This window comes from Microbacterium sp. NPDC055988, from assembly GCF_042269505.1.
Classification (GTDB): domain Bacteria; phylum Actinomycetota; class Actinomycetes; order Actinomycetales; family Microbacteriaceae; genus Microbacterium.
In genome coordinates this window covers 528854-550320 of sequence record NZ_JBHJXY010000001.1, presented here as the reverse complement: position 1 = coordinate 550320, position 21467 = coordinate 528854, and the positions used below count along the sequence as shown (strand labels likewise).

The following is a 21467-nucleotide window of genomic DNA, read 5'->3' as shown; positions in this document are numbered from 1 at the left end:
TCAGCCGCCGATGCCCTTCCAGGCCGTGGTGCCGTCGGCCTCGACCTGACGCTTCCAGACCGGGAGCTCGCGCTTGATGGACTCGATCATCTCGCGGCACACCACGAAGGCTTCGTCGCGATGCGCGGCGGCGACCGCGACGATCACGGCGGCCGAGCCCACGGGAAGGCGGCCGATGCGGTGGCTCACAGCGATGATCGCCTCACCGCTCACGCCCGTGGCGACGGCCTTCTCCGCGAGGTCGCGAAGGATCCGCTCGGCGTCCGGGTGCGACGAGTACTCGAGGGCGACGACCTCGCCGGCGGCATCCGGGTCGTGGTCGCGCACGCGTCCGAGGAAGGTCGTGACGGCGCCCGCACGGTCGTCGTCCACGGCGGCGAGGTGCGCATCGAGAGACAGCGCGATGTCGCTGATGGCGGCCAGAGCGACGGTCATCGGTGGTCCTCTCCGTCGAGCTGAGCGATCACGTGCGCCGCGACCGACAGGATGACCGGCATGCCGTCGGCGACGCCGCCGGGAGAGCCGGGGAGGTTCACGATCAGCGCGCCCTGCGCGGTGCCGGCGAGGCCCCGGCTGAGCAGCGCGGCGGGGAACTTCGCCGCCCCCTGCCGACGCAGCTCTTCGGGGATTCCGGGAAGCTGTCGCTCGAGCACGCGCGCGGTGCCCTCTGGGGTCTCGTCGCGCGCGGCGATGCCGGTGCCCCCGGTGGTGACGATGAGCCGCGTGCCGTGAGTGAGGAGATCGCGCAGCGCCCGCTCGACGGCATCCGCTCCGTCGGGGATGATGACGGGATCGGCGCAGTCGAATCCGGCGGCGCGGAGGGCGGTGACGGCGAGCGGCCCGGCCGTGTCGGCGCGGGTGCCGGCTGCGCCGCGGTCGGACACCGTGAGCACGGCGGCGGAGGTCATAAGCCGAGGGTAGCGCCGGGCGTTGCGGGCATGATCGTTCAGACGCTCATGTCGACGGGCGGTTCCATCACGATGCCCTGCGCTTCGAAGGCGCGGCGGCGCTCCTCGATGCGGCGGTGCAGCTCGACCTGTGCGTCGTCGACGAATTGCGGGTCGAGGTCGACCGTCGACGGGTGCGGGTCCCCGTGGGTCGCGGCGATGTACGCGTCGAGTTCGGGGCCGCTCGTCCACGAGGTGATCAGGGCGTAGCGGGGGGCGGTGCCGCGGTGCCAGACCGCGTGCCAGAAGCGCTGGGTGTCGACGATGATGCGGGAGCCCGCACGCAGCGGCAGGCGGATCTCGGTGGCCGGGTCGAAGCGGTCGGATCGCAGGATCAGCATCGACTCGGTGTCGTCGGAGAGGTTGAAGAATCCGCGGACCACCCAGCCGGTGCCCTCTTGGTTGAGGCGGTTGTTGTCGTCCTGGTGCAGGTTGTAGATCGCGTCGGCGTACTCGTTGGGCTGCAGCTCGATCACGCGGCAGCGGCCGATGCCGGCGCCCGGCTCCTGCGCGCGGCGCTGCAGGGTGGGGGCGATCGCGACCTGCGACTCGACCCAGACGCCGTCTTTGTCGGTGCGCGGCGGGGTGTGGTTCCAGAAGCCGTTGCAGTCGACGTCGCCCGCGTAGCTGGTGAGCGGCGCGAAGCGGGTGATGCCCGAGGAGCGCCAGCCGACGTACTGGAGGCCGAGCCACTCGGCCGGATCGGCGGGCGAGGTGTGGTCGTCGAGGACGACATAGCCCGTCTCGGCCAGCGCCTCGGACGTGATGAAGCCCATGATGAGTACCCTTCCCGTCATCGCTGCCCCCACAGGCGGCGGGTTCTTAGGCAATCCTAACCCGGTTCAGGTGCTGTCGCAGGGCCTCGCGCCGTGCAAATGCGGCGGGGGCGGTCGATATTCTGAGGGGATGACTCAGCCGCAGGGTGCCCTCCTCGTGGGCAGCGTGAACTATGACGACGCCGAGACCACGATGCGCGCGGCGGCGGGCCTGCTCGGCGATCGGCTCCGCCGCATCCCGGACGGCGAGGTCGGCAAGCGGTTCCACTGGATCATGTTCCAGCCCGACGTGATCGGCCAGGCAGACGGCATCGAGCGGATCGGCGACGAGCCCATCCCGTTCCCCGCCGGCATCGACGCGCGCGGGCTGCGCATCGCCGAGGGAGTGGATGCCGCAAGCATCGCGCTGCCCCCGCTCGGTTATGCCGCCGCCGCGATCGAGTCGTACGCCGTGTTCACGCGGCTCCGCGCCGCAGGGGCTGTGCCCGCCGGCATCCGGTTCCAGGTGTCGCTGCCGACCCCGCTCGCTGTCATCTCGTCGTTCTTCCACGGCGACGACCGGGCCGCGATCGAGCCCGTGTACACCGCCGCGATCCTCCGGGAGCTCGACGAGATCCTCGTCGCGATCCCGCACGACGACCTCGCGGTGCAGTGGGACGTCGCCAGCGAGATGGGCATCATCGAGCGCGCGGCAGGCTATGGCGCGGTCATGGAGGCGTGGTGGCCCGGTGACCCGTTCGACGGCCTCGTCTCGCGCCTTGCCGCGCTGGTCGATGCCGTGCCCACCGACGTCGAGGTGGGCGTGCACCTCTGCTACGGCGACGCAGGGGAGAAGCACTTCTTCGAGCCGACGGATGCCGCGAACCTCGTCCGCTATGCGAACGCCGTCGTGGCGGCATCCGCCCGTCCCCTCACATGGCTGCACCTGCCGGTGCCGATCGCTCACGACGATGCGGCCTACTTCGCCCCGCTCGCCGACCTCGCCCCCGTTGACGAGCTGTACCTGGGGCTCGTGCACCGGGAGGACGGTGCGGAAGGTGCCGCGCGTCGCATCGCCGCAGCCGCCCCGTTCGTGACCGGGTTCGGCGTCGCGACCGAGTGTGGTATCGGCCGCGCACCCGCCGGCTCGACCGAGGGCATCCTGCGCACCCATGCCGAAGTCGCCGCGGCCTGGTGAGCCGCTTCCGTCGATTCGCGTGCGGGCCGCGCGTCGCGTAAGCTATTCCGCGGTGACGTGTCCGAGCGGCCGAAGGTGCAACTCTCGAAAAGTTGTGTAGGGTAACCCCCTACCGTGGGTTCAAATCCCACCGTCACCGCCACCACGAAGGCCCCGAATCCCGTTGAAACACTGGGAAGTCGGGGCCTTCGTCATGTTCGGCGATCGGTCTGCGGTAACGCAGCAGCAGCCTTACGGATCGAAATAGATCGCCGCGTGGAGCCGGCGGCGACTGAATGAGCATGCGTCTGGCCGACGCCGCATTCAGCTACGCACGTGCGGTCCAGCCCGAAGCCGCGCTGATAGTCTCGGAGGTCCGTGCAGGAATCTGAGGAGGTGGTACCCGTGAACGAATCGATCAGGGTGCTCCTCCCAGGAGTCACGGTCGGGCGGTAGGTCGTCCGGGAGCGCCGCTATCAGCAGCACTCCCGAAAGGCACGACCATGCACTTCACTTCAGAACGAATCCTCGACGACGGCACCGCTGAACGGGAGTTCACCCTCGGCGATGTCTCGGGCATCCTGTGGATTCCTCCGACAGCTTCCACAACGGCGCCCGTTCCCATCCTCTTGATGGGTCAACCCGGCGGATTCGGAATACGACGGATGCACCCGCGCCTGGCAGCGCGTGCGCGCAGCACCGCATCGCACGGATTCGCGTCCGTCGCCATCGAGATGCCCGGGGCGGGCGACAGGCCCCCATTGCCCGGCGCCGAGCAGGCTCGAGAGGACCTGGTCCGTGCGATCGCCGCCGGTGAACGGCCAGCCGACGACGTCATCGACCGGCTGATACTTCCTCTCGTCGACGAGGCGGTGCCCGAATGGCAGACCACGCTCGACGAGCTTCTCGGGCTGCCCGAGATCACCGACAGGGTCGGATTCTCCGGCGGGGTGATCGCGATCGGCACCCGGCTCGCCGCCATCGACCCTCGCATCAAGGCGGCGGGGCTATTTGCCGGGAACTACGTCCCCCGCACGACCATGGAGGAGGCTCGCCAGGTCACAATCCCACTGCATGTCCTCCTGCAGTGGGACGACGCAGGGAATGACCGGCAGATGGCTCTCGATCTCTTCGACGCTTTCGGGTCGGCAGAGAAGACTCTCCACGCCAACATGGGCGGCCACACAGGCGTCCCGCGATTCGCTGGCGAAGACGCGGGCCGCTTCTTCGTCCGTCATCTCGGCACTGCCGGCTGAGAGGGTTGGGGCTCCGAAGGGCAGTGAACGTGTGGATGCACGCGGCAACGCGGAACGCGCTGTGAACCACGGCCGGTCAGCCCTAGGAGTCCTTCGCGACCATGTCACGACGGCCCAGAGCAGTAGGTGGCCGAGTCGAATGGGCTGGAGTGAAAGTCGCGACTACCAGCGGAGCGGTGTGCTCAGTCGATGGCGTGTAGGGCTGCGATCACATGATCGACGCGGACGCCGATCTCTTCTTCGTCGGGCAGACCGAGCCGCACCACGAGGCGGTGATAGATCGGGCCGTAGAACAAGTCGACCGCGACACGGAGGTCGGCATCTTCGGGGATCTGGCCGACACGTTGGGCGGAACGCAGACGTTGATCGAAAAGCTCGATGCTCGGCTGGATGATCTGCTCGCGTATGGCGGCGCCGAGCACCGGATCCCGTTGCCCTTCGGCCATCAGGGCGGCTGCGGGTGCGGTGTCCTGCGGGGTGTACATGCCCACGACGGTGTTCAGTTGCGACCGAAGATCGCGGGCGATGTCGCCAGTGTCGTCGAATCGCGCTGTCCGAGCGGCGGCATCGGAGACGGCATCGAGCAGCACGGCACCCTTGGATGGCCACCAGCGGTAGATGGTTTTCTTGCTCACCCCGGCGCGTTCGGCGATCGCCTCGATCGTGAGTTGCGCGAAGCCGGTCTCTCGGCACAGCTCCAGAGCAGCCTCGAGAACGGCCACGCGCGCGCGCTCGCTGCGGCGTTTCGGATCGGGGGAGGGGACCATGAAGCCAGAGTACACGCTACGTGTCGTGTTGTGGGGAGCGAGCGATCCTGCTAGCGTCAAAGACACGACACGTAGCGTGTCGTTACCTCGAGTGTTTGCACCCGTAAGCGCTCGCGTCCCCTGCGTAGAAGGAGCCGAAGATGGCGCAGCAGATCTCGACGGTCGAACTCCCCGGTGAGGCACAGATGCTCACAGCGATCCACTCGACAACGGCGGTCTCGCTACCCGCAGACTTCCGTGCGGTGCTCACCGCCTTCGCCACCTATCTGGAGCATCGCCCGCCGATCTCGAGAACCGCCTCCGCAGGTGCGCTCGACGACCTGGCCTCGCTGTTCGCCGAGGCCGCTGCCGCAGGGATGCCGATTCGGGACGTCGTCGGTCACGACCCGGCCGAAGTCGCCGAGGCCCTGCTCGAGAACTACGCGCTGACCGCGCGTGACACTGACGCCCGCGCGGACCTTGCCCGCGCGATCGACGTGATCGTCGGTGAACTCGGCGGGTGAACGGAGACGTCGGCGCCGGCGCCACTCACTCCTTCAGTCCCTGAGCAGGAGCCGGGCGAGGCGTGCGGGGATCGAGCGCGATCTCCCGGCACGGCGCGCGACGACGGCCTGTCGTCGCGCCGCTCGCGCCTCGACGCGCTCCCAGCGCATGTCGCGGATGCGGTCGCTGAACTCGCGGGCTTCGGCAGGGCTCATCGTGTTGCTTCGCATGGCGGATCCTCTCGTCACGGGAACGGCCGCGTGGCCGCCCTCGTGAAGACCACGAACGACACCGGCGTCTTTCGACACCGGGCGTCAAGAAAATGTTGCGACTTCTTTTCCCTCTGCTGTCGAATCGACGTGAACGCGTTCGTGGTGATGATGAGGATCGCCGCACGTGCGATCGAGAGGAGCGCCATGACCGCGCGACAGAAGTTCCTGGTGATCCACATGACAGACCCCGCGGGTGCCGAGTGGGACCCTGAAACCGATGGTGCCCGACTGCGGCGCTGGCTGGAGTTCCGTGACGGCCCGGACGGCTGGAGCCCAATGGCCAGACGGTCTCCGGACCCGACCAGGCGCGACGCATCACGGCGCATGGGGGTGATGTCGTGGTGACCGACGGCCCGTTCCCGGAGTTCACCGAGTGGTTCCTCGGGGTCGAGTGGATCGAAGCAGCCGACATGGAAGAGGCCACACGGCTGCTTGCCGAGCATTCGACAGCGCGAATCGGTCGCATGTACGTCATCCCCGCGAGTGGCGACTGATGGACGAGAGGATCCAGGCGGTCGACGTCGACGCCGAGATCGCCCGAACGCATCGCGAGGAATGGACGATGATCGTGGCCGGTCTCGTCCGGCGCTACGGCGACCTCGACATCGCGGAAGAGACGGCCGCTGAGGCGTTCGCCACCGCCGTCCAGCGCTGGCGCGTCGACGGGGTGCCGCCGAAACCGGGCGCCTGGATCACGACCACCGCGCACCGCAAGGCGATCGATCGGCTGCGCCGCGAGGCCAGGCGAGATGACAAACAGACGGAGGCGTTCATGCTGCAGGACGACTCGCCGGCCGAGCCGACGGGGTTCATCGACGACGACCGGCTGCGACTGGTCTTCACCTGCTGCGATCCCGTGCTCTCGGTCCAGGACCGCATCGCGCTCACCCTGCGGATGGTCGGTGGCCTCACCGTCGCGGAGATCGCACGGGCGTTCCTGGTGCCGCAGGCGACGATGGGGCAGCGGATCAGCAGAGCCAAGGCCAAGATCAAGGCCGCTGGTGTGCCCTTCACGGTCCCCGAGCGGGAGGACGTGGTGCCTCGCGTCGCCGGGGTGCTCGCGGTGCTCTACCTGATCTTCAACGAGGGGTACTTCGCATCCGGAGAGAACGTCGACCCGATCCGTCGCGATCTCACCGAGGAGGCGATCCGGCTGGCTCGGCTGGTCCGAGCGCTTCTTCCATCGGACTCCGACGAGGATGCAGAGGCGGCGGGCCTGCTCGCGCTGATGCTGCTCACCCAGGCGCGCTCGGATGCTCGTCTGTCCGCCGGGGGTGAGCTCGTGCGACTGGACGAGCAGGATCGCACCGCGTGGGATCGACAGCCGATCAACGAGGGCATCGCACTCTTGGACGAGAGGCTCGAAGCCTGTGGGCGGGATATCCGCGCGCTGGGGCGCTATCAGCTCCTCGCGGCGATCAATGCCGTCCACGCGACGGCTCCTCGCGCGCAGGACACCGATTGGGCGAAGATCGTCGCCCTCTACAACGCGCTCGAGCGCCTCGATCCGAGTCCGATCGTTCGCCTCAACCGCGCCATCGCGATCTCCGAGTACGACTCTCCGGATGTCGCGCTCGCGATCGTCGACCAACTCGGCGAGGACCTGGACGGCCACCACGCCTTCCACACGACACGCGCGGAGCTGCTGAGCCTGACCGGCCGGTCGGATGCTGCGCGCGGCGCCTATGACCGCGCGATCGAACTGGCGGTCAACGACGCCGAAATCACACACCTCATGCGCCGCCGGGACGAGGTCACGACGACCCACCACACCGATGGCATCACCACGAACGAAGGAGAAACCGCATGACCAGTACATACCTCGTCATCCACATGACCGACTCGCAGGGCACCGCCCTTCCCGAATCCGAGGACCGCCAGAAGCTCGACGCATGGGCCGAACGGGGTAAGGACACCGGCATGCTCGGCCCCGGCGCCCCGGTCGCCGGTCCCGAGCAGGCGAAGTCGGTCGCGATCCGCGACGGTGCACTGCTCATCACAGATGGCCCATTCCCGGAGTTCAAGGAGTGGTTCGCCGGATATGACCTGATCGAGGCGGACTCGATCGATGCCGCCGCTGCGTATATGGCGGAGCATCCGACGGCGGTGGCCGGACGGATGTACATCCTTCCTGTCGTGACGCTCCCGTGGGAGAAGTAGTCAGCTTGTTGAACTCGATTGCGCCCAGGAAGTCCGCTGCAGAACAGCACGCGCGGCCGCCGCTTCGCCGACGTGGCGTCCGCATCGCCGCGACCGTGGCTGCACGACCCCCAGCGAGAACGGGACCGCACCGTGGCGGCAGCGCGCACGAACACCCAGGGCGTGCGGCGGACTTTCGACCGGCGCACGCCCTGGGATGCTGCGGGACTCAGCGGGGTGCGGGGGCGTTGAGCTCCGGCTTGGGCAGCAGAGGCGTGATCGCCAGCGCCACGGCGGTGAGCCCCGCGCAGATCCAGAGGGCCTGGGCGTAGCCGCCTGTCGATTCCGCGCCGGCCGGGGACCCGGCGGTGATCGACCGTCCGACGATCGTGAAGGCGAGGCCGGCCCCGATGGCGAACGATGCACCGTTGAGCCCGGGCAGCAGGCCGGGCGCGCTCTTGGGTGAGAGCAGGATGCCGAGACCGTTGAGCATGACGTTGGTCACACCGCCGTAGGTGACACCGAGGACGAACAGCAGGATGCCGAACACGAGCGGGTCGTTCAGTCCGAACAGGGCGATCCCCGCGATCACGAGCGCGGAGCTGAGCAGCCCGAACTGCAGGAGCCGCTTGTATCCGAATCGGGGCGCCACCCGGCCGGCGAAAGGACCGACGACCCAGCCGATGAGGGCGTAGGGCGCCATGAACAGCGCGGAGGCCAGGGTCGCGCTCATGCCCCACCCGGCATCCGGATTCTGCGCGAAGGACGGGCCGACGAGGTTCGCCACGGCCATGATCCCCGCGAGCGTGAGGATGGTCGTCAACGGCATCGCCCAGATGGCCCGGTTGCCCAGCTGGTCGGCGGGGATGAGCGGGTTTCGGGCACGCCGTTGCCGGATCACGAAGGCGATCAGCGCCAGCACCGCGGCGCAGATGTAGACGGTCGACCACAGGCTCGGGAAGGTGTTGCCGAACGCATCGCCGCCCACGGTCCAGCTGATCCCGACGACGACGATCGAGATGAACACGACGCCCCACCAGTCCATGCGCTCGCCCTTGCCGGGTGCGAACTGCGGCACCCACAGCACTGTCGCGACGATCGCCGCCGCTGTGAGCACGAGGCAGAGCGCGAGGATCGAGCGGTAGCCGAAATGCTCGGCCATCCATCCGCCGAGGATCACGTCGACGCCGGCGATTCCGCCGTTGATCGCGATCACGACGCCCATCCGCGTCCCGTACTCCTTCTCGTCCGGTGTCGCCTCGCGCAGGGTGAGGAGAGCGATCGTGAAGACCGGGCCGCAGCTGCCCTGGATGAACCGCCCGATGTACAGCCATTCGATCGTCGGACCGAACATCGCGATCGCCGTGCCCACGGCGAGGATCCCGAGGAGCACCAGCAGGATCGTGCGGCGTCCGACCATATCCGACAGCCGCGGCATGAACACCTGGAAGATGGCTTTGGACAGGAAGAACAGTGCCGACGAGAACGCGATCGCCGCCGTGGTGACGCCGAGTTCGTTCTCCATCTGAGCGACAGCCGGATTGAGCATCGTCGCATTGAGCTGGAACGCGATGACGCCCATGGTCAGGCCGACAAGCAGGGTCGCCTTGTTCTTGGACATCGGCTTGTGCGGGCGTGCGGAGGTCAGTGCCATGTTTCGTGGTCTCTCTTCGTCGAGTGGGTCTGGCAGGTCGTTGGTCGGGTGTAGCGGGGTGGTGCGGTCAGGCGCCGGCGTGGCCGGTGTGAGCGGTGAGCCCACCGGTCCTGCGCGGGCGGGAGGTGGCCTCGAGCGCCCGGGCGACGGCCGTCGCGGGGTCGTCGGCGAACTCGAGCTCGGCGACCTTGCGCTCGTCCAGCCACCGACCGTCGATCAGGGAGTGGACGATGCGGTCGGACCATCCGCCCGTTCCGCGCAGCACGATCACGGGCGTCCCGACGTCGTAGGCGACGGTCAGCTCGTTCAGGGTGCCGATGCCTCCGCCGACCATGATCAGGGCGTCGCAGCATCGCGCGGTGAGGATGTTGCGCATCGTGCCCATCCCCGTCGGCAGGGCGACGTCGAGATGGGGGTTGGCGTGCGAGAGGTCGGCCTGAGGCAGGAATCCGATGACGAAGCCGCCCGCCTCCTGCGCGCCCTTCGACGACGACTCCATGACACCTCCGGTGCCGCCGTTGACGAGGACGGCACCGGCTTCGGCGATGTGTCGTCCGACCTCGGCCGCCGCGGCCAACAGCTGCGGTTCCAGCTCGACGCCCGGCCGTGACGCGTTGCCGATGACGCCGATGGTTGTCTTCCTCATAGTGATGTCACTCCTTGTCGGATGGTCGCGACCATTTCGCGCCAGTCGTCTGTTCCGGGGCTCTGCAGGGCGAGCGGGCTCGATGCGTAGAGTGCCCCTCGTGCGGCGACGGATGCCTCGATCACGGCATCGACCAGCGACAGGCCGTTGCGATACGCATGCGCGAAATACCCGCAGAAGACGTCGCCTGCGCCGGTCGCGTCGATGTCCCCGGAGGCGCGGATGGCCGGAATGGACCACGCTTCCCCTGTCGAGGAATCGGAGACGATCGCTCCGAGTTCGCCGCGTTTGAAGACGACGACCGGTGCGCCGTAGTCATGGAATCGACGGATGAGCGCCCGGTGATCCTCCTCGGGGGCGAAGACATCGGTGTCCGAGCTGCTCGGCAGGAAGACGTCGAGCGTGGAGAGATGCTGCTCGAGCACGCCCTCCCCATCCCGGGCGAGTTCGAATCGGGCCGGGCAGTCGGCCTGGATGTAGTCGGCGCCGCCCGCGCGCAACGTCGTGGCGAGTTCGGCGAAGCGCGTCGATGGCAGGAGGCCGAGGTGCCAGGATCCGCGCTCGGCACCCACGACCGAAGCGAGCATCGGACCGTCGGCGAGCGATGCCAGAGTGCGCTCGGGATCGCGCGTGGAGTCGGCGAACTCCGGCTGCACATGGCCGGGCAGGAGCTCGACGGCGGCAGGCGGCGCGGGCTGCGTGCGCGAGCCGTCGTGATGGTAGGCGAAAGTGACTCGGGCGTTGGCGAGATCGGTGCGCCGACGCACGTCGTCGACGTCGACGCCACGGGACGCGATCTGGGCGAGAGCATCATCGGGGTAGTCGGCGCCGACCACGGCATGCGCCACGGGAGACCCGTGCTCCGCCGCCGCGACCCCCATGGACGCCCACAGGGCATTGCCCCCGAGCTGACCGACCGACCAGCTGCCATCGGCGTGGATGATCGCGTCGATGGTGAATCCACCGACGGTGTGGATGGGCGCGCAGTTCATGGCTGACTCTCGTTTAAACAATCGGACGGCTTTGTCTATTGGTGAACAACATACGACAACGCGCTCGCGAAGACAATTCCGGGCTCTGGCATGATGAAGTGCATGGACATTCCGCCGGTACGAGACCGCCGTCCGCTCGCCGTGCAGGTCTACGACAGGCTCTACGACACCCTGATCAATGCCGACGAGTCGCTGGTGATCCTGCCTCCGGAGGAGGAGCTCGCTCGTCGACTCGTGGTCAGTCGCACCACCGTCCGTCAGGCGCTCGCCCTTCTCGAGGAGGACGGCGTGATCGAGCGCGGCACGGGCAGGCGGAGGCAGGTCGCGCATCGGGCGCCGACACCGACGGGGACGGTCCTCCCTCTCGAGCACATGGCGCAGAGCGCGGACGCCCTCACGGTCGAGCGGGTCGTGCGGCGCGTCTCACCCGCCACGGGCTGGAGCGCACGCCTGCTGGAGATCGAGCGCGGCATGGACATCGTCACTTGGGAGAGCGTCGTCCGGGCGGGCACGAAAGTGGTCGCGAGCACCCTCGAGGTCATCGATGCGACGCACGAGCCGAAGGCGGATGACGAGCGGACGATGTACGCCTGCCTCGGCGCGCGCTATCGCAAGACCGCGGCCCTGGGCTCGCTGCGACTCGCGCCGTACATGGCGCAGACACGCACCTGGCGGGATGCCTCTGCGCCGGCGAACCCCGTGACGATCACCTTCACCACTCGTGCGAAGGCCGGACCCATCTATCTCGCCAAGCATGTCGTCGACATCCGGGAGATCTCGTTGAACCTCCTGGCGGACGCGCATGAGGGCATCGTCGAGGACATCCCGTAGCCCCGGACGGCATGCGACCGCGACACACTTCACGGGAGATGTAACGGGTCGGCAATCCGTGTCTGCCAAGATGTGCGATATGACGGAGACTCTGAAGGTCCGCCCTCGGGTGTGGATCGGCCTGGCCATCTTCCTCGGCTACGTGGCGGTGGTGTTCCTGGTGCAGCGGCTGAGCGGGGTTCCCTACGACGAGCTCGGGGAGAGCGGGAGCAACCTCTTCCTCGGAGCCGGGCTCTCGCTCATCGTCGCCGCGATCCTGCTGGCGATCACGACGACGCTCCTCGGCTGGTGGCGGCCCGCCCTGCACGAGCGCAAGCGCAGCGTCCGGTGGCCGATCATCGCGCCGATCCTGATGGTCGTCGCACTGCTGATCAGCCTTGCTGCGACCGATTGGGCCTCCTACGACGGAGCGTTCTTCGCGGCATCCGTCGTCCTCATCCTGGTCGGCTTCACCGAAGAGCTCACCACGCGCGGTCTGCTGCTCACGGCGCTGCGAAGCAAGCTCGGCGAAGGATGGGTGTGGTTCGTCTCCACCGCGCTGTTCGCGCTCATGCACCTCATGAACGCCGCGTCCGGTCAGGACCTCCTTCCGACGTTGCAGCAGGTGGCCTTCGCGTTCCTCGGCGGCACCATCTTCTACATCGTGCGCCGGACGACCGGCACGCTGATCTGGTCCATGGTCCTGCACGGCCTGTGGGACTTCTCCACGTTCGCGGTCGGCCACGGCACCCCGGGCGCCCTCGCCGGTGTCGGACCGATCGTGTACCTGATTGCCGGTGTCCTCGCCCTCATCTTCGTGCCCTTCGTGATCCGGGGCGCGAACGAGCGGATCGACGCTCGTGCATGACCCGTCGCCGATGACGTCCGGACGCCCGCGGAGCATCTGGCTCGCCCTCGCCGCGGTCGTCGTCTACGTCCTCCTGGCCGCCGGGCTCGGCAACGTGTTGAGCGGGCTGGTGAGCGACGACCAGGTGCTCGCGCAGTTCGCCCTGGGGCACTTCATCCCGCTCGCCATCGCGATCGTCGGGCTGCTCGTGCTCCTGCGCTGGGCGGGCTGGGGCCAGGACGTGTGGCGCGAGCCTCCGACGCCGAGCCTGACACCGCGGCGCTGGTGGCTCATCTCGATCCCCGTCTTCGTGGTGCTGCTGCCCATCAGTCAGCTCGGCGACGTCCCCTGGGCGGCGCGTCCGATCGGGTTCATCCTCGTCATCGCGGCGGGCACGCTGATGGTCGGCTTCGGTGAGGAGCTCCTCATCCGCGGTGTGCTGCTCACGGCCGTCCGCGCGCGCCACGGCGAACTCGTGGCTCTCCTCGCCACCAGTGCGGTGTTCGCGCTCGCGCACATCCCCGGAAGCGTCATCGCCGGGACACCGCTCGGGGCGATCGCCTTCCAGGTCTCGTTCCTCGCGGCGTCGGGCGCCGCCTACTACTGGGTGCGGCGCGTGACCGGGCGGCTCTGGGTCGCGATGATCGTGCATGCCCTCACCGACTGGGTCCTCTATCTCGCCTCGGGTGCGGGAACCCCCGCAGCGTCGGTGCCGCAGTCCCACTCCTCGGACAGCCCGAACCCGTTCCAGGTCACCATCCAGGTCCTGCTTCTCATCGCGACCACGATCAGCATCATCAGCGTCATCCGAGAGGACCGGCGCCACAAGCGGGGCTCGGCAGCGCCGCGGGTCGAGCGTCAGTAGTCCCAGTCGAGGAACGGCGCGATGGGAGGCTCGTCCGCAATCGCCGCGATCCCCGCTCGTTCCACTGTGATGACGATCCTCGATCGCGAGGAGACGAGGACGCTGACGAGCTCATCACCGTCGGAAAGGTGCACGAACGTCGGCTCCGAGCGTGCAGCCGCCTCGATCTGTGACATGAGGTCGACGAGGTCGCGCTCGCCGTTGAGGCGGAAGCGTCGCCCGTCGATCGCGACGTGCGTGATGCTGTCGGCTTCCGTGTTCATGGTGCGACCGTATTCCCGCGTGTGCTGATTCGCGTGGGGGGTTGCTTCCTGATGTGCCCACGGGTAGCGGTCGTGAGCATGAGGGGGCCGGCGGAAGTGTCGGCTAGACGTGCGCGGGAACGTCGACCCGCTCAGCGGATGCGGTCTGCTGCGGCTCGGGAACGAGGTAGAGTCCGCTCGGCGAGTTCGCCGTGAAGGCGAGGGCTTCGATCCAATCGCGATTGATCGCGGGCTGACGGCTTCCGCTGTACTTGAAGACGAGCGAGCTGCCGGCATGGATCCACACCGTCGTCCGGCCGCCACCCACGCTCTGGTCCTCTCGCCAGGTGAAGCCGAACGGCTCTCCGCGCCGAAGCTTCGCGGTCACGACGAGCTGCACATGCGTGAGTGCGCGATCCTCCAGCTCCGTCTTGACTCCGCCTTCGTAGATGAACTTGCCCATCAGGGTGACCTCTTTCCGCCACGGAACCCGTGCCAAGAGGCGCGCCCGAGATGGTCGCTGGTGGTGTTCCCACCATCGCACACTTATGAGGGCAGCGGGACCTCAAGCGTCGGCAGGCTGAGGCCCGCAGCGTTCATGCCACGGCGTTCCACCGGAGGCGCGGAGGCTCGGTGTCGAGCTCGGCGAGCAGCGCGGTCGGGTCGACGAGGTGGAACATCGTGATGAGGCGGCGGCCCTGCGCGGATGAGTCGAGCGCGTAGGCGAGCGCCGAGGGGTGCGGCTGCCGGTCGGCGATCGCGATGACGGCCTCCCGGTCGCCGAGCGGTTGCCGGCGCACCGGTGTGTCGGCGATCAGCCCCGCGGCGGTCTCGGTCACCCGGTCGAGGAGCGTGCGCTCGCCGACCCAGGGCACGAAGGCATCGGCGGTCCATCCGCACGAGCGGGCCAGTTCGCCGCCGAGCCAGCGGTCGCGCTTCAGGCCGTACGGCGTGGGCGTGGTGGAGAGCAGGTAGCCGTACACGTGCAGCAGCCCGGCGTTGCCCGCCGGCCACGCCGAATCCAGCCCCGCGCGGTCGTGCAGCGCCTCGAACATCGACCGCGACAGCACCGGCGCTCCGACGTTCTCGTCCACGACGGTGGATCGGCCCCAGCGGGCGAAACGGTCGTCCCGAGCATCGGCATCGATCGCCGGACCGAGCCAGTCGAACATCGACAGCACATCTGCGGCATCGTGTGCGGCGGCTGCGGCATCCAATCGATCGATCACGACGATGAGCGTAACGGGCGCGGTCGGCGCCCGCGGAATCGGAGTTCACGCGCTGTTCATACAGCGTGGTCATCCCGTCCATAAACGACTGTCAGCATGGACGCATCGTCCCGACCCCGACCAGGAGAACCGTGCCCCCCACTATCGTCCTCGACTTCGACGGCACCATCGCGCTCGGCGCCGGACCGCTCGAAGCCTTCGCCCGCGCCGTCGCGACCTCCGCCGACGACCCGACGTTCGCGGATCGCGCGATGTCCGCCCTCGCCGCATTCGAACGTGGGGAGACCGACGCCCGCGATGGATACGACGTGATCAGCACGCTCGCCGCAGGTCACGGTGTGACGGCCGATGCGCTCGAGGCCGCCTACCAGTCGTCCCGCGCGCTGCTGGGCTCCGAGCATGCGGCGATCGCGCCGCCGACCGGTCTCGCCGACTTCCTGAACCGCATCCATCCGCAGGTCCGGGTGGTCCTCGCGACCAATGCGCCGGGTGCCGGCATTCGTCCTGTGCTGGACGGGTGGGGCGTCACGCACCTGTTCGACGACCTGCACTTCACGGTCGGCAAGCCGTCGGGGCTCATCCCCATCATCCGGGCGGCGGTCGCCGAAGGGCCCGTCCTCTCGGTCGGCGACATCTTCGAGTTCGACCTCGCTCCCGCCGCCGAGCAGGGCGCAGCGACGGCGCTCGTCGGCGCCACCGCCGAACGCTCCCCGGCCGCCGTCACGATGCGCGGCCGGACCATCGCCGATCTCTACGGCGACATCGAAGCCTGGGCCGCGACCGCGGCTTCCAGTACCCCCCGCAGCACCACTCTCACCGAAAGGCACGATCCGAATGCGTAAGTCCTTGCTCTCCACGGGCATCGCCGCCGTCGCCGTCCTGGCACTCGCCGGCTGCAGCAGCAGCGCACCCGCCGAGACGGCAGACGAGGCCACCGAATGGCCGTCCTCCATCACCCTTTCGCTGGTGCCGTCGGTCGAGGGCGAAGACCTCGCCCAGGCCCTCGACCCGCTCACCACGTACCTGTCCGAGAACCTCGACATCGAGGTGAAGGGTGTCGTCGCCTCCGACTACGCGGCCACGGTCGAGGCCCTCGGCACCGACCAGGCGCAGGTCATCATCACCGACGCCGGATCGCTGTACAACGCGACCGAGCGATACGACGCCGAGCTCATCCTCCGCGACGTGCGCTTCGGCGCCACCTCGTACGCCTCGGTGGCGTACACGAACAACCCCGACAAGTACTGCGAGGACGAGCCGGTCATGTCGACCTACGCCGCCAGCGGCATCGAGCTCTCCTACTGCAACGGCATCGAGGAAGCCGCCGCGGATGCGACCGGCTCCGGTCCCGCCGGCATCGAGGCGCTCGGCGAGATCGCCGACGGCACGAAGGTCGCCCTGCAGGCCGCCACTTCGCCGGCCGGCTACCAGTACCCCGTCGTCGCGATGCGAGAGCAGGGCGTCGACACGGATGCCGGGATCACGCAGGTGCCCGTCGAAGGCAACAACAACGCGGTCCTCGCCGTCTACAACGGCGACGCCGAGGTCTCGTTCGCGTATTGGGACGCCCGCACGACCGTGACCGAAGAGGCCCCGGACATCGCCGAGAAGGTCGTGGCATTCGCCTACACCGAGATGATCCCCAACGGCGGCGTCGCGGTCACCTCGACGCTTCCCGACGACCTGGTTGCAGAGCTCACCGAGCTGCTGGACGGCTACGCCGACTCGTCCGAGGAGGCGGCGTCCGTGATGTTCGACCTCGTCGGGCTCTCCGACTGGACGAGCGAGACCGCCGAGGACGAGATCACCCGCTACGGCGAGATCCTCGCCGAGTTCTCGAACTGATACGACCGAACTGAGAACATGCACACCGATCTGCATCGCGCGGAGGCCGGGGCCCTGCTCCCGGCCTCCGCGTCGTGGTCGATCCGTCTCGACGACGTCTCGGTCACCTATCCCAACGGCACCCGCGCCCTCCGCGGTGTGTCCCTCGACATCGCCGCCGGAGAGATGGTCTCCGTCGTCGGCCTCTCCGGTTCGGGCAAGTCCACGCTCATCCGCACGATCAACGGTCTCGTGCCCGTCACGAGCGGTACGGTCACCGTCGGCCCGCACGCTGTCACCGGCCTGCGCGGACGTCGGCTCCGCGAGACCCGGGGGCACATCGGCATGATCTTCCAGGGGTTCAATCTCGCGGATCGGGCCAGCGTGTACCGCAACGTGCTGGTCGGCCGGTTCGCCCACACCGCGACCTGGCGCACGGTGCTCGGCCTGAGCACGGCGCAGGACCGCGAGCTCGCCCTCCGCGCGCTCGACTCGGTCGGCATGCTCGAGAAGGTCTGGAATCGTGCAGGGCAGCTCTCGGGAGGCCAGAAGCAGCGCGTCGCGATCGCCCGGGCTCTGACGCAGCAGCCCCGCATCATGCTCGCCGACGAGCCGGTCGCCAGCCTCGACCCGCCCACCGCGCACGCGGTCATGCACGACCTGCGCCGCGTCAACCTCGACGAGCACCTCACCGTGCTCGTGAACATCCATCTGATGGACCTGGCTCGGCAGTACACGACGCGCATGATCGGCCTTCGGGCCGGCGAGGTCGTCTACGACGGGCCGGCAGCGGATGCCGCAGACCATGACTTCGAGCAGATCTACGGACGCCCGATCCAGCCGAGGGATGTGCTCGGCGCATGACCACCGAAGCCCGCCCCCTCGTCGTTCCGCCCAAGCCCACGTCGCGGCTGCGCACCAGCCTCGTCGTCCTGGCGTTCGCCGCGTTCACCGTCGCCACCTGCATCCCGGCGATCGGCGGCATCGAGCTGGACTTCGGCGCGCTCATCCGCAACTGGGACAACGGATCCGCGCTGCTCGTGCAGTTCCTGCAGCCGGACTTCTCGTTCCTCCCGCGCACGTTCGGGCCGATGCTCGAGACGCTCCAGATGGCCGTGGTCGGCGCGGCGGTGGCCGCGGTGATCTCCGTGCCGCTGACGCTGTGGGCCGCCGCCCCGACCAACCCGAACAGCCCGACCCGAATCGCGGTGCGAACCGTCATCAACGTCATCCGATCGGTCCCGGACCTCGTGTACGCGACCGTGCTGGTCGCGATGGTCGGCGTCGGTGCGCTGCCCGGCCTCCTCACCCTGCTCCTCTTCGACATCGGCATCATCGTCAAGCTGGTGTCGGAGGCGATCGACTCCACCGATCTGCCGGTCATCGAGGCCGGACGCGCCACCGGCGGCGGCCAGACGCAGATCAATCGCAGCGTCGTCCTTCCGCAGACCTGGCCGCTCTTCGCGAACCAGTGGTTGTACACCCTCGAGCTCAACGTGCGCATCTCGGCGATCCTCGGCATCGTCGGCGCCGGCGGCATCGGCCGACTCCTCGACGAACGGCGGGCGTTCTACGCCTACGACGACGTCGCGGTGATCGTGCTCGAGATCCTCGTCGTCGTCGTGCTCATCGAAGTGTTCTCGAACTTCCTGCGGAGGCGACTGGTATGACGCTCTCGACCACCGCGCGAGGCATCGGACTCGACCTGCCCCGGCATCCGTCCCGGCTCGTCCCGACCGTCGTCGCCGTCATCGTCGGCGTCGTGGTCCTGGCCGCGGCGGCAGGGCTCCCGATCCCGTGGAACGACCTCGGCGCGCTGCCCTCGCAGATCGCGCACTACCTGACGCTCATGTTCGCCGACCCCAACTGGGACAAGCTGCCACAGGCGCTGTTCGAGACGTGGCGGTCGATCTCGATGGCATGGATCGGCGCGATCGGCTGCGTGATCGTGTCGATCCCGCTCGGCATGCTCGCCGCGAGCAACGTCGGACCCGTCTGGGTGCGTCTCCCGCTGCGCGGGGTGTTCGCCGTGATCCGTGCTCTGCCGGAGGTCATCATCGCGCTGCTGCTGCTCACCGTCACCGGTCTCACCCCGTTCACCGGTGCGCTGGCGCTGGCGATCGCCGGCATCGGCACGCAGGCCAAGTGGGTCTACGAGACGGTCGAGTCGGTTCAGGAGGGCGCATCCGAGGCGGTCAGGGCCGCCGGCGGGAACACGGCGCAGGTGACGAGGTGGGCGCTCTGGCCCGCAGCAGCCCCGACGCTGTTGTCGTTCGCGCTCTACCGTTTCGAGATCAACATCCGCACCTCGGCGGTGCTCGGACTGGTCGGCGCCGGAGGTATCGGCAGCATGCTCGCCAACTACACGAACTTCCGCGAGTGGGATACGGTCGGGATGCTGCTGATCGTGGTGGTTCTCGCGACGATGCTGATGGATACGGTCTCCGGTGCGATCCGCCGCCGGATCATGCGCGGCCCGCGGGTCAAGGCGATCGTGGAACCGAAGAAGGAGCGCGCCGATGTGGCAGGGACCCGCTGAGACACCGCCGACGGCCCGCATCGCGATGCTCGCCCCGTCGATGCAGCCCAGCGAGCGCCGTGTGGCCGAGGCGATCGCCGCCGATGTCGACCTCGCGATCGAGCGCACCGCACAGGAGATCGCGGATGCCGTCGAGGTGGGCCGTACGACCGTGGTGCGCACCGCCCAGACCCTCGGCTACGACGGCTATCCGCAGCTGCGCGTCGCGCTCGCGCGGGAGCGGGCGAGTTCCGCGCCCCCGCAGGACACCACCGCCGATGCCACGATGCTCGGGGCGCTGCGCGGTGCGGTCGACCGCTTCGCATCCCGCCTGGCCCACACGGTGTCCGCCGTCACCGAGGAGACCCTGGCGGCCTTCGTCGCCGAGCTCGACGGGGCGACGCGGCTGCTCGTCGCGGCCAACGGCCTCTCCGCACCGGTCGGAGCCGATCTCTCGATGCGCCTGACCTCCGCCGGGCGCCCTGCCGAGTACGTGGCAGACACCCTCGGTCAGCAGATCACCGCGTCGCAGCTCGGCGCCGGTTCCGCCTGCCTGGTCGTATCCGGGTCGGGGGTGAACCGCGCATCGATCGACGTGATGACGGCCGCCCGGGCGAGCGGTGCCCGTGTGCTCGCGATCACGTCGTTCCCGCGCTCGCCGGTCGCCGAGATGGCCGACGTGGCCCTCGTCGTCGCCCCGATCAACGACTCGTTCCGAGATGAGCTGCTGTACACCTCGCGCGCCGCGCTGATGCTGGTCACCGAGTCGCTCGTCGGTCTGCTGGTGAGCAGGCGAGGGCGGAGCGCCACGGCGGCCCAGCTGGCGACCTTCTCCGTGCTCGGCCACTCCCTGTCGGAGTAGTTGAGACGCTGCGGAGGATCCGCGCACGGTATCCGCGATGCAGCCCTCGCAACATAATCGTTTTCTCCTCCGATGGTCTTTACCGAGTTAAATTGAGAATACCGAGTAAATATCGAGTTACGATATAACCGTGATGTCGCGAGAAAACCTGGCAGTGGCGGCGCTGCTGCGCGTGCTCCCGGCCGAACTCCACGCCGAAGCGCGCGCGGACGCGGTCCAGATCTCTTTCGGTCCGAACCCCTGGACCCTTCAGCCGATCTGGGCAGGCGAGGGCCTTCCCGCTGACATTCGTAGGGTCCGAAACGGCGTTGGTCACGGAGACGCCGGAGGCAGCAACCTCCCTGTGATCGCAGCCCGTCGTATGAGCCCGGGGGCACGGAAGCTTCTCGATGAATCGCAGGTTTCGTGGGTAGATGCGAGCGGGCGCGCGAGGATCGTCATTCCCGGAGAGCTGTACCTCACTCGCCTCGACCCGTTGCCGGCAGACGCCGGACGACCGTTCACATGGTCCGGGGCAGCGCAGGCTGTCGCGGAGACTCTCTTGACATGGAGAGTGCAGCAAGGCGACGACGTCCCTGATTCGATCGGTCGGGTTGGCCGGATCGCGGAGGCGGCCGATGTCTCTGTCGCCCATGCGGCGCGGGTTCTTCGGCAGTTCGACGAGCAAGGGTACACCGCGAAGACCGGCGCTGAGCGGGGAAGCACCGCAACGCGTGAGCTACGCGATCCCGGACGCATGTTGAGCGACTGGGCAGGACAATACGCTCTGATGAGCACCGTGCCGGCTGCAGAATTCTATGTTCCGTGGCGCGAGCACGACCAGACCTTCTCAATGCTCGCCTCCTCCCTCGGTGGCCTGGACTGGGCGCTGACCGGCGCCGCGGCCGCTGAACGCATCGCGCCACACCTCACGAGTGTTCCCAGCGTCGACGTCTTCGTTTCGTTCAGTACCCTGGCGGAACTCCGTCGACGGTTGTCGAGCCAGGACGATGTACGCGAGGTAGAGCGCGGCGGGCGTGTACGAGCATTCACCGCGGGAGAGTATCTCTTCGGACTCACCGACGATCATGACGGCGTTCGCGTCGCGTCTCCTGTTCGTGTTTACGGGGATCTCCTGCGCGAACGGGGCCGTTCGGCCGACGCGGCGGAGTATTTGAGAGAAGTCGCCATTGGATTCTGAGA

General features: G+C 68.3%; 28 protein-coding genes and 1 tRNA gene. 18 read left to right on the top strand and 11 right to left on the bottom strand.

Annotated features, from left to right (window positions below):
* The 3 genes from ACFC14_RS02835 to ACFC14_RS02825 are packed head-to-tail and all read right to left on the bottom strand — an operon-like array spanning nucleotide 1 to nucleotide 1723.
* Complete coding sequence (locus ACFC14_RS02835; RefSeq protein ID WP_376101123.1) at nucleotides 1-435, bottom strand: molybdenum cofactor biosynthesis protein MoaE; 435 nt, start codon at nucleotides 433-435, stop codon at nucleotides 1-3.
* Nucleotides 432-908 (bottom strand): molybdenum cofactor biosynthesis protein B, encoded by a 477-nt coding sequence (locus ACFC14_RS02830; RefSeq protein ID WP_376101122.1) that lies wholly within the window; start codon nucleotides 906-908, stop codon nucleotides 432-434. Before ACFC14_RS02830 ends, ACFC14_RS02835 begins: the two co-directional genes overlap by 4 nt.
* A gap of 38 nt (nucleotides 909-946) precedes the next feature.
* Entirely contained in the window at nucleotides 947-1723 is a 777-nt protein-coding gene (locus ACFC14_RS02825; protein WP_376101121.1) for a hypothetical protein, read from the bottom strand.
* Nucleotides 1724-1853: 130 nt separating this feature from the next.
* Between ACFC14_RS02825 and ACFC14_RS02820 the strand changes: the two genes are divergently transcribed.
* From ACFC14_RS02820 to ACFC14_RS02810, 3 genes are all read left to right on the top strand, one after another.
* Nucleotides 1854-2900, top strand: a complete 1047-nt coding sequence (locus ACFC14_RS02820; RefSeq protein WP_376101120.1) for a hypothetical protein — start codon at nucleotides 1854-1856, stop codon at nucleotides 2898-2900.
* Between the two features lie 51 nt (nucleotides 2901-2951).
* Nucleotides 2952-3042: transfer RNA gene (locus ACFC14_RS02815), tRNA-Ser, on the top strand.
* Nucleotides 3043-3382: 340 nt separating this feature from the next.
* On the top strand, nucleotides 3383-4135 hold the full coding sequence (locus tag ACFC14_RS02810; protein ID WP_376101119.1) for a dienelactone hydrolase family protein: 753 nt from the start codon (nucleotides 3383-3385) through the stop codon (nucleotides 4133-4135).
* A gap of 182 nt (nucleotides 4136-4317) precedes the next feature.
* On the opposite strand, the gene ACFC14_RS02805 is transcribed toward ACFC14_RS02810, so the two are convergent.
* Complete coding sequence (locus ACFC14_RS02805) at nucleotides 4318-4902, bottom strand: TetR/AcrR family transcriptional regulator (RefSeq protein ID WP_136041616.1); 585 nt, start codon at nucleotides 4900-4902, stop codon at nucleotides 4318-4320.
* Between the two features lie 140 nt (nucleotides 4903-5042).
* On the opposite strand from ACFC14_RS02805, the gene ACFC14_RS02800 reads away from it, so the two are divergent.
* The gene (locus tag ACFC14_RS02800) at nucleotides 5043-5405 is read left to right on the top strand and encodes a DUF1048 domain-containing protein (protein ID WP_376101118.1); all 363 of its coding nucleotides are present in this window, start codon (nucleotides 5043-5045) and stop codon (nucleotides 5403-5405) included.
* A gap of 33 nt (nucleotides 5406-5438) precedes the next feature.
* Here the strand turns inward: ACFC14_RS02800 and ACFC14_RS02795 are convergent, their stop codons facing one another.
* Entirely contained in the window at nucleotides 5439-5615 is a 177-nt protein-coding gene (locus ACFC14_RS02795) for a hypothetical protein (protein WP_168429480.1), read from the bottom strand.
* 186 nt (nucleotides 5616-5801) lie between these two features.
* On the opposite strand from ACFC14_RS02795, the gene ACFC14_RS02790 reads away from it, so the two are divergent.
* The 4 genes from ACFC14_RS02790 to ACFC14_RS02775 are packed head-to-tail and all read left to right on the top strand — an operon-like array spanning nucleotide 5802 to nucleotide 7817.
* Nucleotides 5802-6002 carry a hypothetical protein gene (locus tag ACFC14_RS02790; protein ID WP_376101117.1) on the top strand — a complete coding sequence of 67 codons (201 nt, stop codon included), beginning with the start codon at nucleotides 5802-5804 and terminating at the stop codon, nucleotides 6000-6002.
* Entirely contained in the window at nucleotides 5999-6151 is a 153-nt protein-coding gene (locus ACFC14_RS02785) for a hypothetical protein (protein WP_376101116.1), read from the top strand. The genes ACFC14_RS02790 and ACFC14_RS02785 overlap by 4 nt, the downstream gene beginning before the upstream one ends.
* Nucleotides 6151-7467, top strand: coding sequence for an RNA polymerase sigma factor (locus ACFC14_RS02780; RefSeq protein WP_376101115.1), 1317 nt, complete (start codon nucleotides 6151-6153; stop codon nucleotides 7465-7467). The genes ACFC14_RS02785 and ACFC14_RS02780 overlap by 1 nt, the downstream gene beginning before the upstream one ends.
* Complete coding sequence (locus tag ACFC14_RS02775; protein ID WP_376101114.1) at nucleotides 7464-7817, top strand: YciI family protein; 354 nt, start codon at nucleotides 7464-7466, stop codon at nucleotides 7815-7817. The genes ACFC14_RS02780 and ACFC14_RS02775 overlap by 4 nt, the downstream gene beginning before the upstream one ends.
* Before the next feature lie 208 nt (nucleotides 7818-8025).
* Here ACFC14_RS02775 and ACFC14_RS02770 read toward each other — a convergent pair whose 3' ends face one another.
* The 3 genes from ACFC14_RS02770 to ACFC14_RS02760 form a co-directional block, all read right to left on the bottom strand.
* Nucleotides 8026-9450 (bottom strand): MFS transporter, encoded by a 1425-nt coding sequence (locus tag ACFC14_RS02770; RefSeq protein ID WP_376101113.1) that lies wholly within the window; start codon nucleotides 9448-9450, stop codon nucleotides 8026-8028.
* A 67-nt stretch (nucleotides 9451-9517) separates the two neighbouring features.
* The gene (locus tag ACFC14_RS02765) at nucleotides 9518-10096 is read right to left on the bottom strand and encodes a TIGR00725 family protein (RefSeq protein WP_136041622.1); all 579 of its coding nucleotides are present in this window, start codon (nucleotides 10094-10096) and stop codon (nucleotides 9518-9520) included.
* A complete protein-coding gene (locus ACFC14_RS02760) occupies nucleotides 10093-11088 on the bottom strand; it encodes a carbohydrate kinase family protein (RefSeq protein ID WP_376101112.1) in 996 nt (331 codons plus the stop codon). Before ACFC14_RS02760 ends, ACFC14_RS02765 begins: the two co-directional genes overlap by 4 nt.
* A gap of 102 nt (nucleotides 11089-11190) precedes the next feature.
* On the opposite strand from ACFC14_RS02760, the gene ACFC14_RS02755 reads away from it, so the two are divergent.
* The 3 genes from ACFC14_RS02755 (at nucleotide 11191) to ACFC14_RS02745 (ending at nucleotide 13610) form a co-directional block, all read left to right on the top strand.
* Nucleotides 11191-11919: a GntR family transcriptional regulator gene (locus tag ACFC14_RS02755; protein WP_376101111.1), complete on the top strand. Its 729-nt coding sequence runs from the start codon at nucleotides 11191-11193 to the stop codon at nucleotides 11917-11919.
* A gap of 79 nt (nucleotides 11920-11998) precedes the next feature.
* Nucleotides 11999-12766: a lysostaphin resistance A-like protein gene (locus ACFC14_RS02750; protein WP_376101110.1), complete on the top strand. Its 768-nt coding sequence runs from the start codon at nucleotides 11999-12001 to the stop codon at nucleotides 12764-12766.
* A gap of 10 nt (nucleotides 12767-12776) precedes the next feature.
* Nucleotides 12777-13610: a lysostaphin resistance A-like protein gene (locus ACFC14_RS02745; RefSeq protein ID WP_376101109.1), complete on the top strand. Its 834-nt coding sequence runs from the start codon at nucleotides 12777-12779 to the stop codon at nucleotides 13608-13610.
* On the opposite strand, the gene ACFC14_RS02740 is transcribed toward ACFC14_RS02745, so the two are convergent.
* The 3 genes from ACFC14_RS02740 to ACFC14_RS02730 form a co-directional block, all read right to left on the bottom strand.
* Complete coding sequence (locus tag ACFC14_RS02740) at nucleotides 13604-13873, bottom strand: hypothetical protein (RefSeq protein WP_376101108.1); 270 nt, start codon at nucleotides 13871-13873, stop codon at nucleotides 13604-13606. The genes ACFC14_RS02745 and ACFC14_RS02740 overlap by 7 nt on opposite strands.
* Nucleotides 13874-13976: 103 nt before the next feature.
* On the bottom strand, nucleotides 13977-14315 hold the full coding sequence (locus tag ACFC14_RS02735) for an ATP-dependent DNA ligase (protein WP_376101107.1): 339 nt from the start codon (nucleotides 14313-14315) through the stop codon (nucleotides 13977-13979).
* 133 nt (nucleotides 14316-14448) lie between these two features.
* Nucleotides 14449-15081: an amino acid deaminase gene (locus ACFC14_RS02730; RefSeq protein WP_376101106.1), complete on the bottom strand. Its 633-nt coding sequence runs from the start codon at nucleotides 15079-15081 to the stop codon at nucleotides 14449-14451.
* Nucleotides 15082-15212: 131 nt separating this feature from the next.
* Here ACFC14_RS02730 and ACFC14_RS02725 point away from each other — a divergent pair, with 131 nt between their 5' ends.
* The 7 genes from ACFC14_RS02725 to ACFC14_RS02695 all read left to right on the top strand — a co-directional run bounded on the left by ACFC14_RS02725 (nucleotide 15213) and on the right by ACFC14_RS02695 (nucleotide 21465).
* Entirely contained in the window at nucleotides 15213-15923 is a 711-nt protein-coding gene (locus tag ACFC14_RS02725) for an HAD family hydrolase (protein ID WP_376101105.1), read from the top strand.
* A complete protein-coding gene (gene phnD / locus ACFC14_RS02720) occupies nucleotides 15916-16926 on the top strand; it encodes a phosphate/phosphite/phosphonate ABC transporter substrate-binding protein (protein ID WP_376101104.1) in 1011 nt (336 codons plus the stop codon). The genes ACFC14_RS02725 and phnD overlap by 8 nt, the downstream gene beginning before the upstream one ends.
* Before the next feature lie 18 nt (nucleotides 16927-16944).
* Nucleotides 16945-17769 (top strand): phosphonate ABC transporter ATP-binding protein, encoded by an 825-nt coding sequence (gene phnC, locus ACFC14_RS02715; RefSeq protein WP_376101103.1) that lies wholly within the window; start codon nucleotides 16945-16947, stop codon nucleotides 17767-17769.
* Nucleotides 17766-18575: a phosphonate ABC transporter, permease protein PhnE gene (gene phnE, locus ACFC14_RS02710; RefSeq protein ID WP_372468918.1), complete on the top strand. Its 810-nt coding sequence runs from the start codon at nucleotides 17766-17768 to the stop codon at nucleotides 18573-18575. The genes phnC and phnE (ACFC14_RS02710) overlap by 4 nt, the downstream gene beginning before the upstream one ends.
* On the top strand, nucleotides 18572-19444 hold the full coding sequence (gene phnE, locus ACFC14_RS02705) for a phosphonate ABC transporter, permease protein PhnE (RefSeq protein WP_376101102.1): 873 nt from the start codon (nucleotides 18572-18574) through the stop codon (nucleotides 19442-19444). The genes phnE (ACFC14_RS02710) and phnE (ACFC14_RS02705) overlap by 4 nt, the downstream gene beginning before the upstream one ends.
* Nucleotides 19425-20285 (top strand): MurR/RpiR family transcriptional regulator, encoded by an 861-nt coding sequence (locus tag ACFC14_RS02700; RefSeq protein WP_376101101.1) that lies wholly within the window; start codon nucleotides 19425-19427, stop codon nucleotides 20283-20285. Before phnE (ACFC14_RS02705) ends, ACFC14_RS02700 begins: the two co-directional genes overlap by 20 nt.
* Before the next feature lie 133 nt (nucleotides 20286-20418).
* On the top strand, nucleotides 20419-21465 hold the full coding sequence (locus ACFC14_RS02695; protein WP_376107077.1) for a type IV toxin-antitoxin system AbiEi family antitoxin: 1047 nt from the start codon (nucleotides 20419-20421) through the stop codon (nucleotides 21463-21465).
* The last annotated feature ends 2 nt before the right edge of the window (nucleotides 21466-21467 follow it).

Excerpts from the sequence above, each read along its gene's own strand:
- ACFC14_RS02790 (WP_376101117.1), top strand. The coding sequence starts at position 5,802 with ATGACCGCGCGACAGAAGTTCCTGGTGATCCACATGACAGACCCCGCG.
- ACFC14_RS02695 (WP_376107077.1), top strand. The coding sequence starts at position 20,419 with ATGTCGCGAGAAAACCTGGCAGTGGCGGCGCTGCTGCGCGTGCTCCCG.
- ACFC14_RS02820 (WP_376101120.1), top strand. The coding sequence starts at position 1,854 with ATGACTCAGCCGCAGGGTGCCCTCCTCGTGGGCAGCGTGAACTATGAC.
- ACFC14_RS02760 (WP_376101112.1), bottom strand. The coding sequence starts at position 11,088 with ATGAACTGCGCGCCCATCCACACCGTCGGTGGATTCACCATCGACGCG.
- ACFC14_RS02750 (WP_376101110.1), top strand. The coding sequence starts at position 11,999 with ATGACGGAGACTCTGAAGGTCCGCCCTCGGGTGTGGATCGGCCTGGCC.
- ACFC14_RS02835 (WP_376101123.1), bottom strand. The coding sequence starts at position 435 with ATGACCGTCGCTCTGGCCGCCATCAGCGACATCGCGCTGTCTCTCGAT.
- ACFC14_RS02700 (WP_376101101.1), top strand. The coding sequence starts at position 19,425 with ATGTGGCAGGGACCCGCTGAGACACCGCCGACGGCCCGCATCGCGATG.
- ACFC14_RS02765 (WP_136041622.1), bottom strand. The coding sequence starts at position 10,096 with ATGAGGAAGACAACCATCGGCGTCATCGGCAACGCGTCACGGCCGGGC.
- ACFC14_RS02825 (WP_376101121.1), bottom strand. The coding sequence starts at position 1,723 with ATGGGCTTCATCACGTCCGAGGCGCTGGCCGAGACGGGCTATGTCGTC.
- ACFC14_RS02735 (WP_376101107.1), bottom strand. The coding sequence starts at position 14,315 with ATGGGCAAGTTCATCTACGAAGGCGGAGTCAAGACGGAGCTGGAGGAT.
- ACFC14_RS02775 (WP_376101114.1), top strand. The coding sequence starts at position 7,464 with ATGACCAGTACATACCTCGTCATCCACATGACCGACTCGCAGGGCACC.
- ACFC14_RS02740 (WP_376101108.1), bottom strand. The coding sequence starts at position 13,873 with ATGAACACGGAAGCCGACAGCATCACGCACGTCGCGATCGACGGGCGA.
- phnD (WP_376101104.1), top strand. The coding sequence starts at position 15,916 with ATGCGTAAGTCCTTGCTCTCCACGGGCATCGCCGCCGTCGCCGTCCTG.
- ACFC14_RS02745 (WP_376101109.1), top strand. The coding sequence starts at position 12,777 with ATGACGTCCGGACGCCCGCGGAGCATCTGGCTCGCCCTCGCCGCGGTC.
- ACFC14_RS02805 (WP_136041616.1), bottom strand. The coding sequence starts at position 4,902 with ATGGTCCCCTCCCCCGATCCGAAACGCCGCAGCGAGCGCGCGCGCGTG.
- phnE (WP_376101102.1), top strand. The coding sequence starts at position 18,572 with ATGACGCTCTCGACCACCGCGCGAGGCATCGGACTCGACCTGCCCCGG.
- ACFC14_RS02780 (WP_376101115.1), top strand. The coding sequence starts at position 6,151 with ATGGACGAGAGGATCCAGGCGGTCGACGTCGACGCCGAGATCGCCCGA.
- phnE (WP_372468918.1), top strand. The coding sequence starts at position 17,766 with ATGACCACCGAAGCCCGCCCCCTCGTCGTTCCGCCCAAGCCCACGTCG.
- ACFC14_RS02830 (WP_376101122.1), bottom strand. The coding sequence starts at position 908 with ATGACCTCCGCCGCCGTGCTCACGGTGTCCGACCGCGGCGCAGCCGGC.
- ACFC14_RS02770 (WP_376101113.1), bottom strand. The coding sequence starts at position 9,450 with ATGGCACTGACCTCCGCACGCCCGCACAAGCCGATGTCCAAGAACAAG.
- ACFC14_RS02800 (WP_376101118.1), top strand. The coding sequence starts at position 5,043 with ATGGCGCAGCAGATCTCGACGGTCGAACTCCCCGGTGAGGCACAGATG.
- phnC (WP_376101103.1), top strand. The coding sequence starts at position 16,945 with ATGCACACCGATCTGCATCGCGCGGAGGCCGGGGCCCTGCTCCCGGCC.
- ACFC14_RS02810 (WP_376101119.1), top strand. The coding sequence starts at position 3,383 with ATGCACTTCACTTCAGAACGAATCCTCGACGACGGCACCGCTGAACGG.
- ACFC14_RS02795 (WP_168429480.1), bottom strand. The coding sequence starts at position 5,615 with ATGCGAAGCAACACGATGAGCCCTGCCGAAGCCCGCGAGTTCAGCGAC.
- ACFC14_RS02755 (WP_376101111.1), top strand. The coding sequence starts at position 11,191 with ATGGACATTCCGCCGGTACGAGACCGCCGTCCGCTCGCCGTGCAGGTC.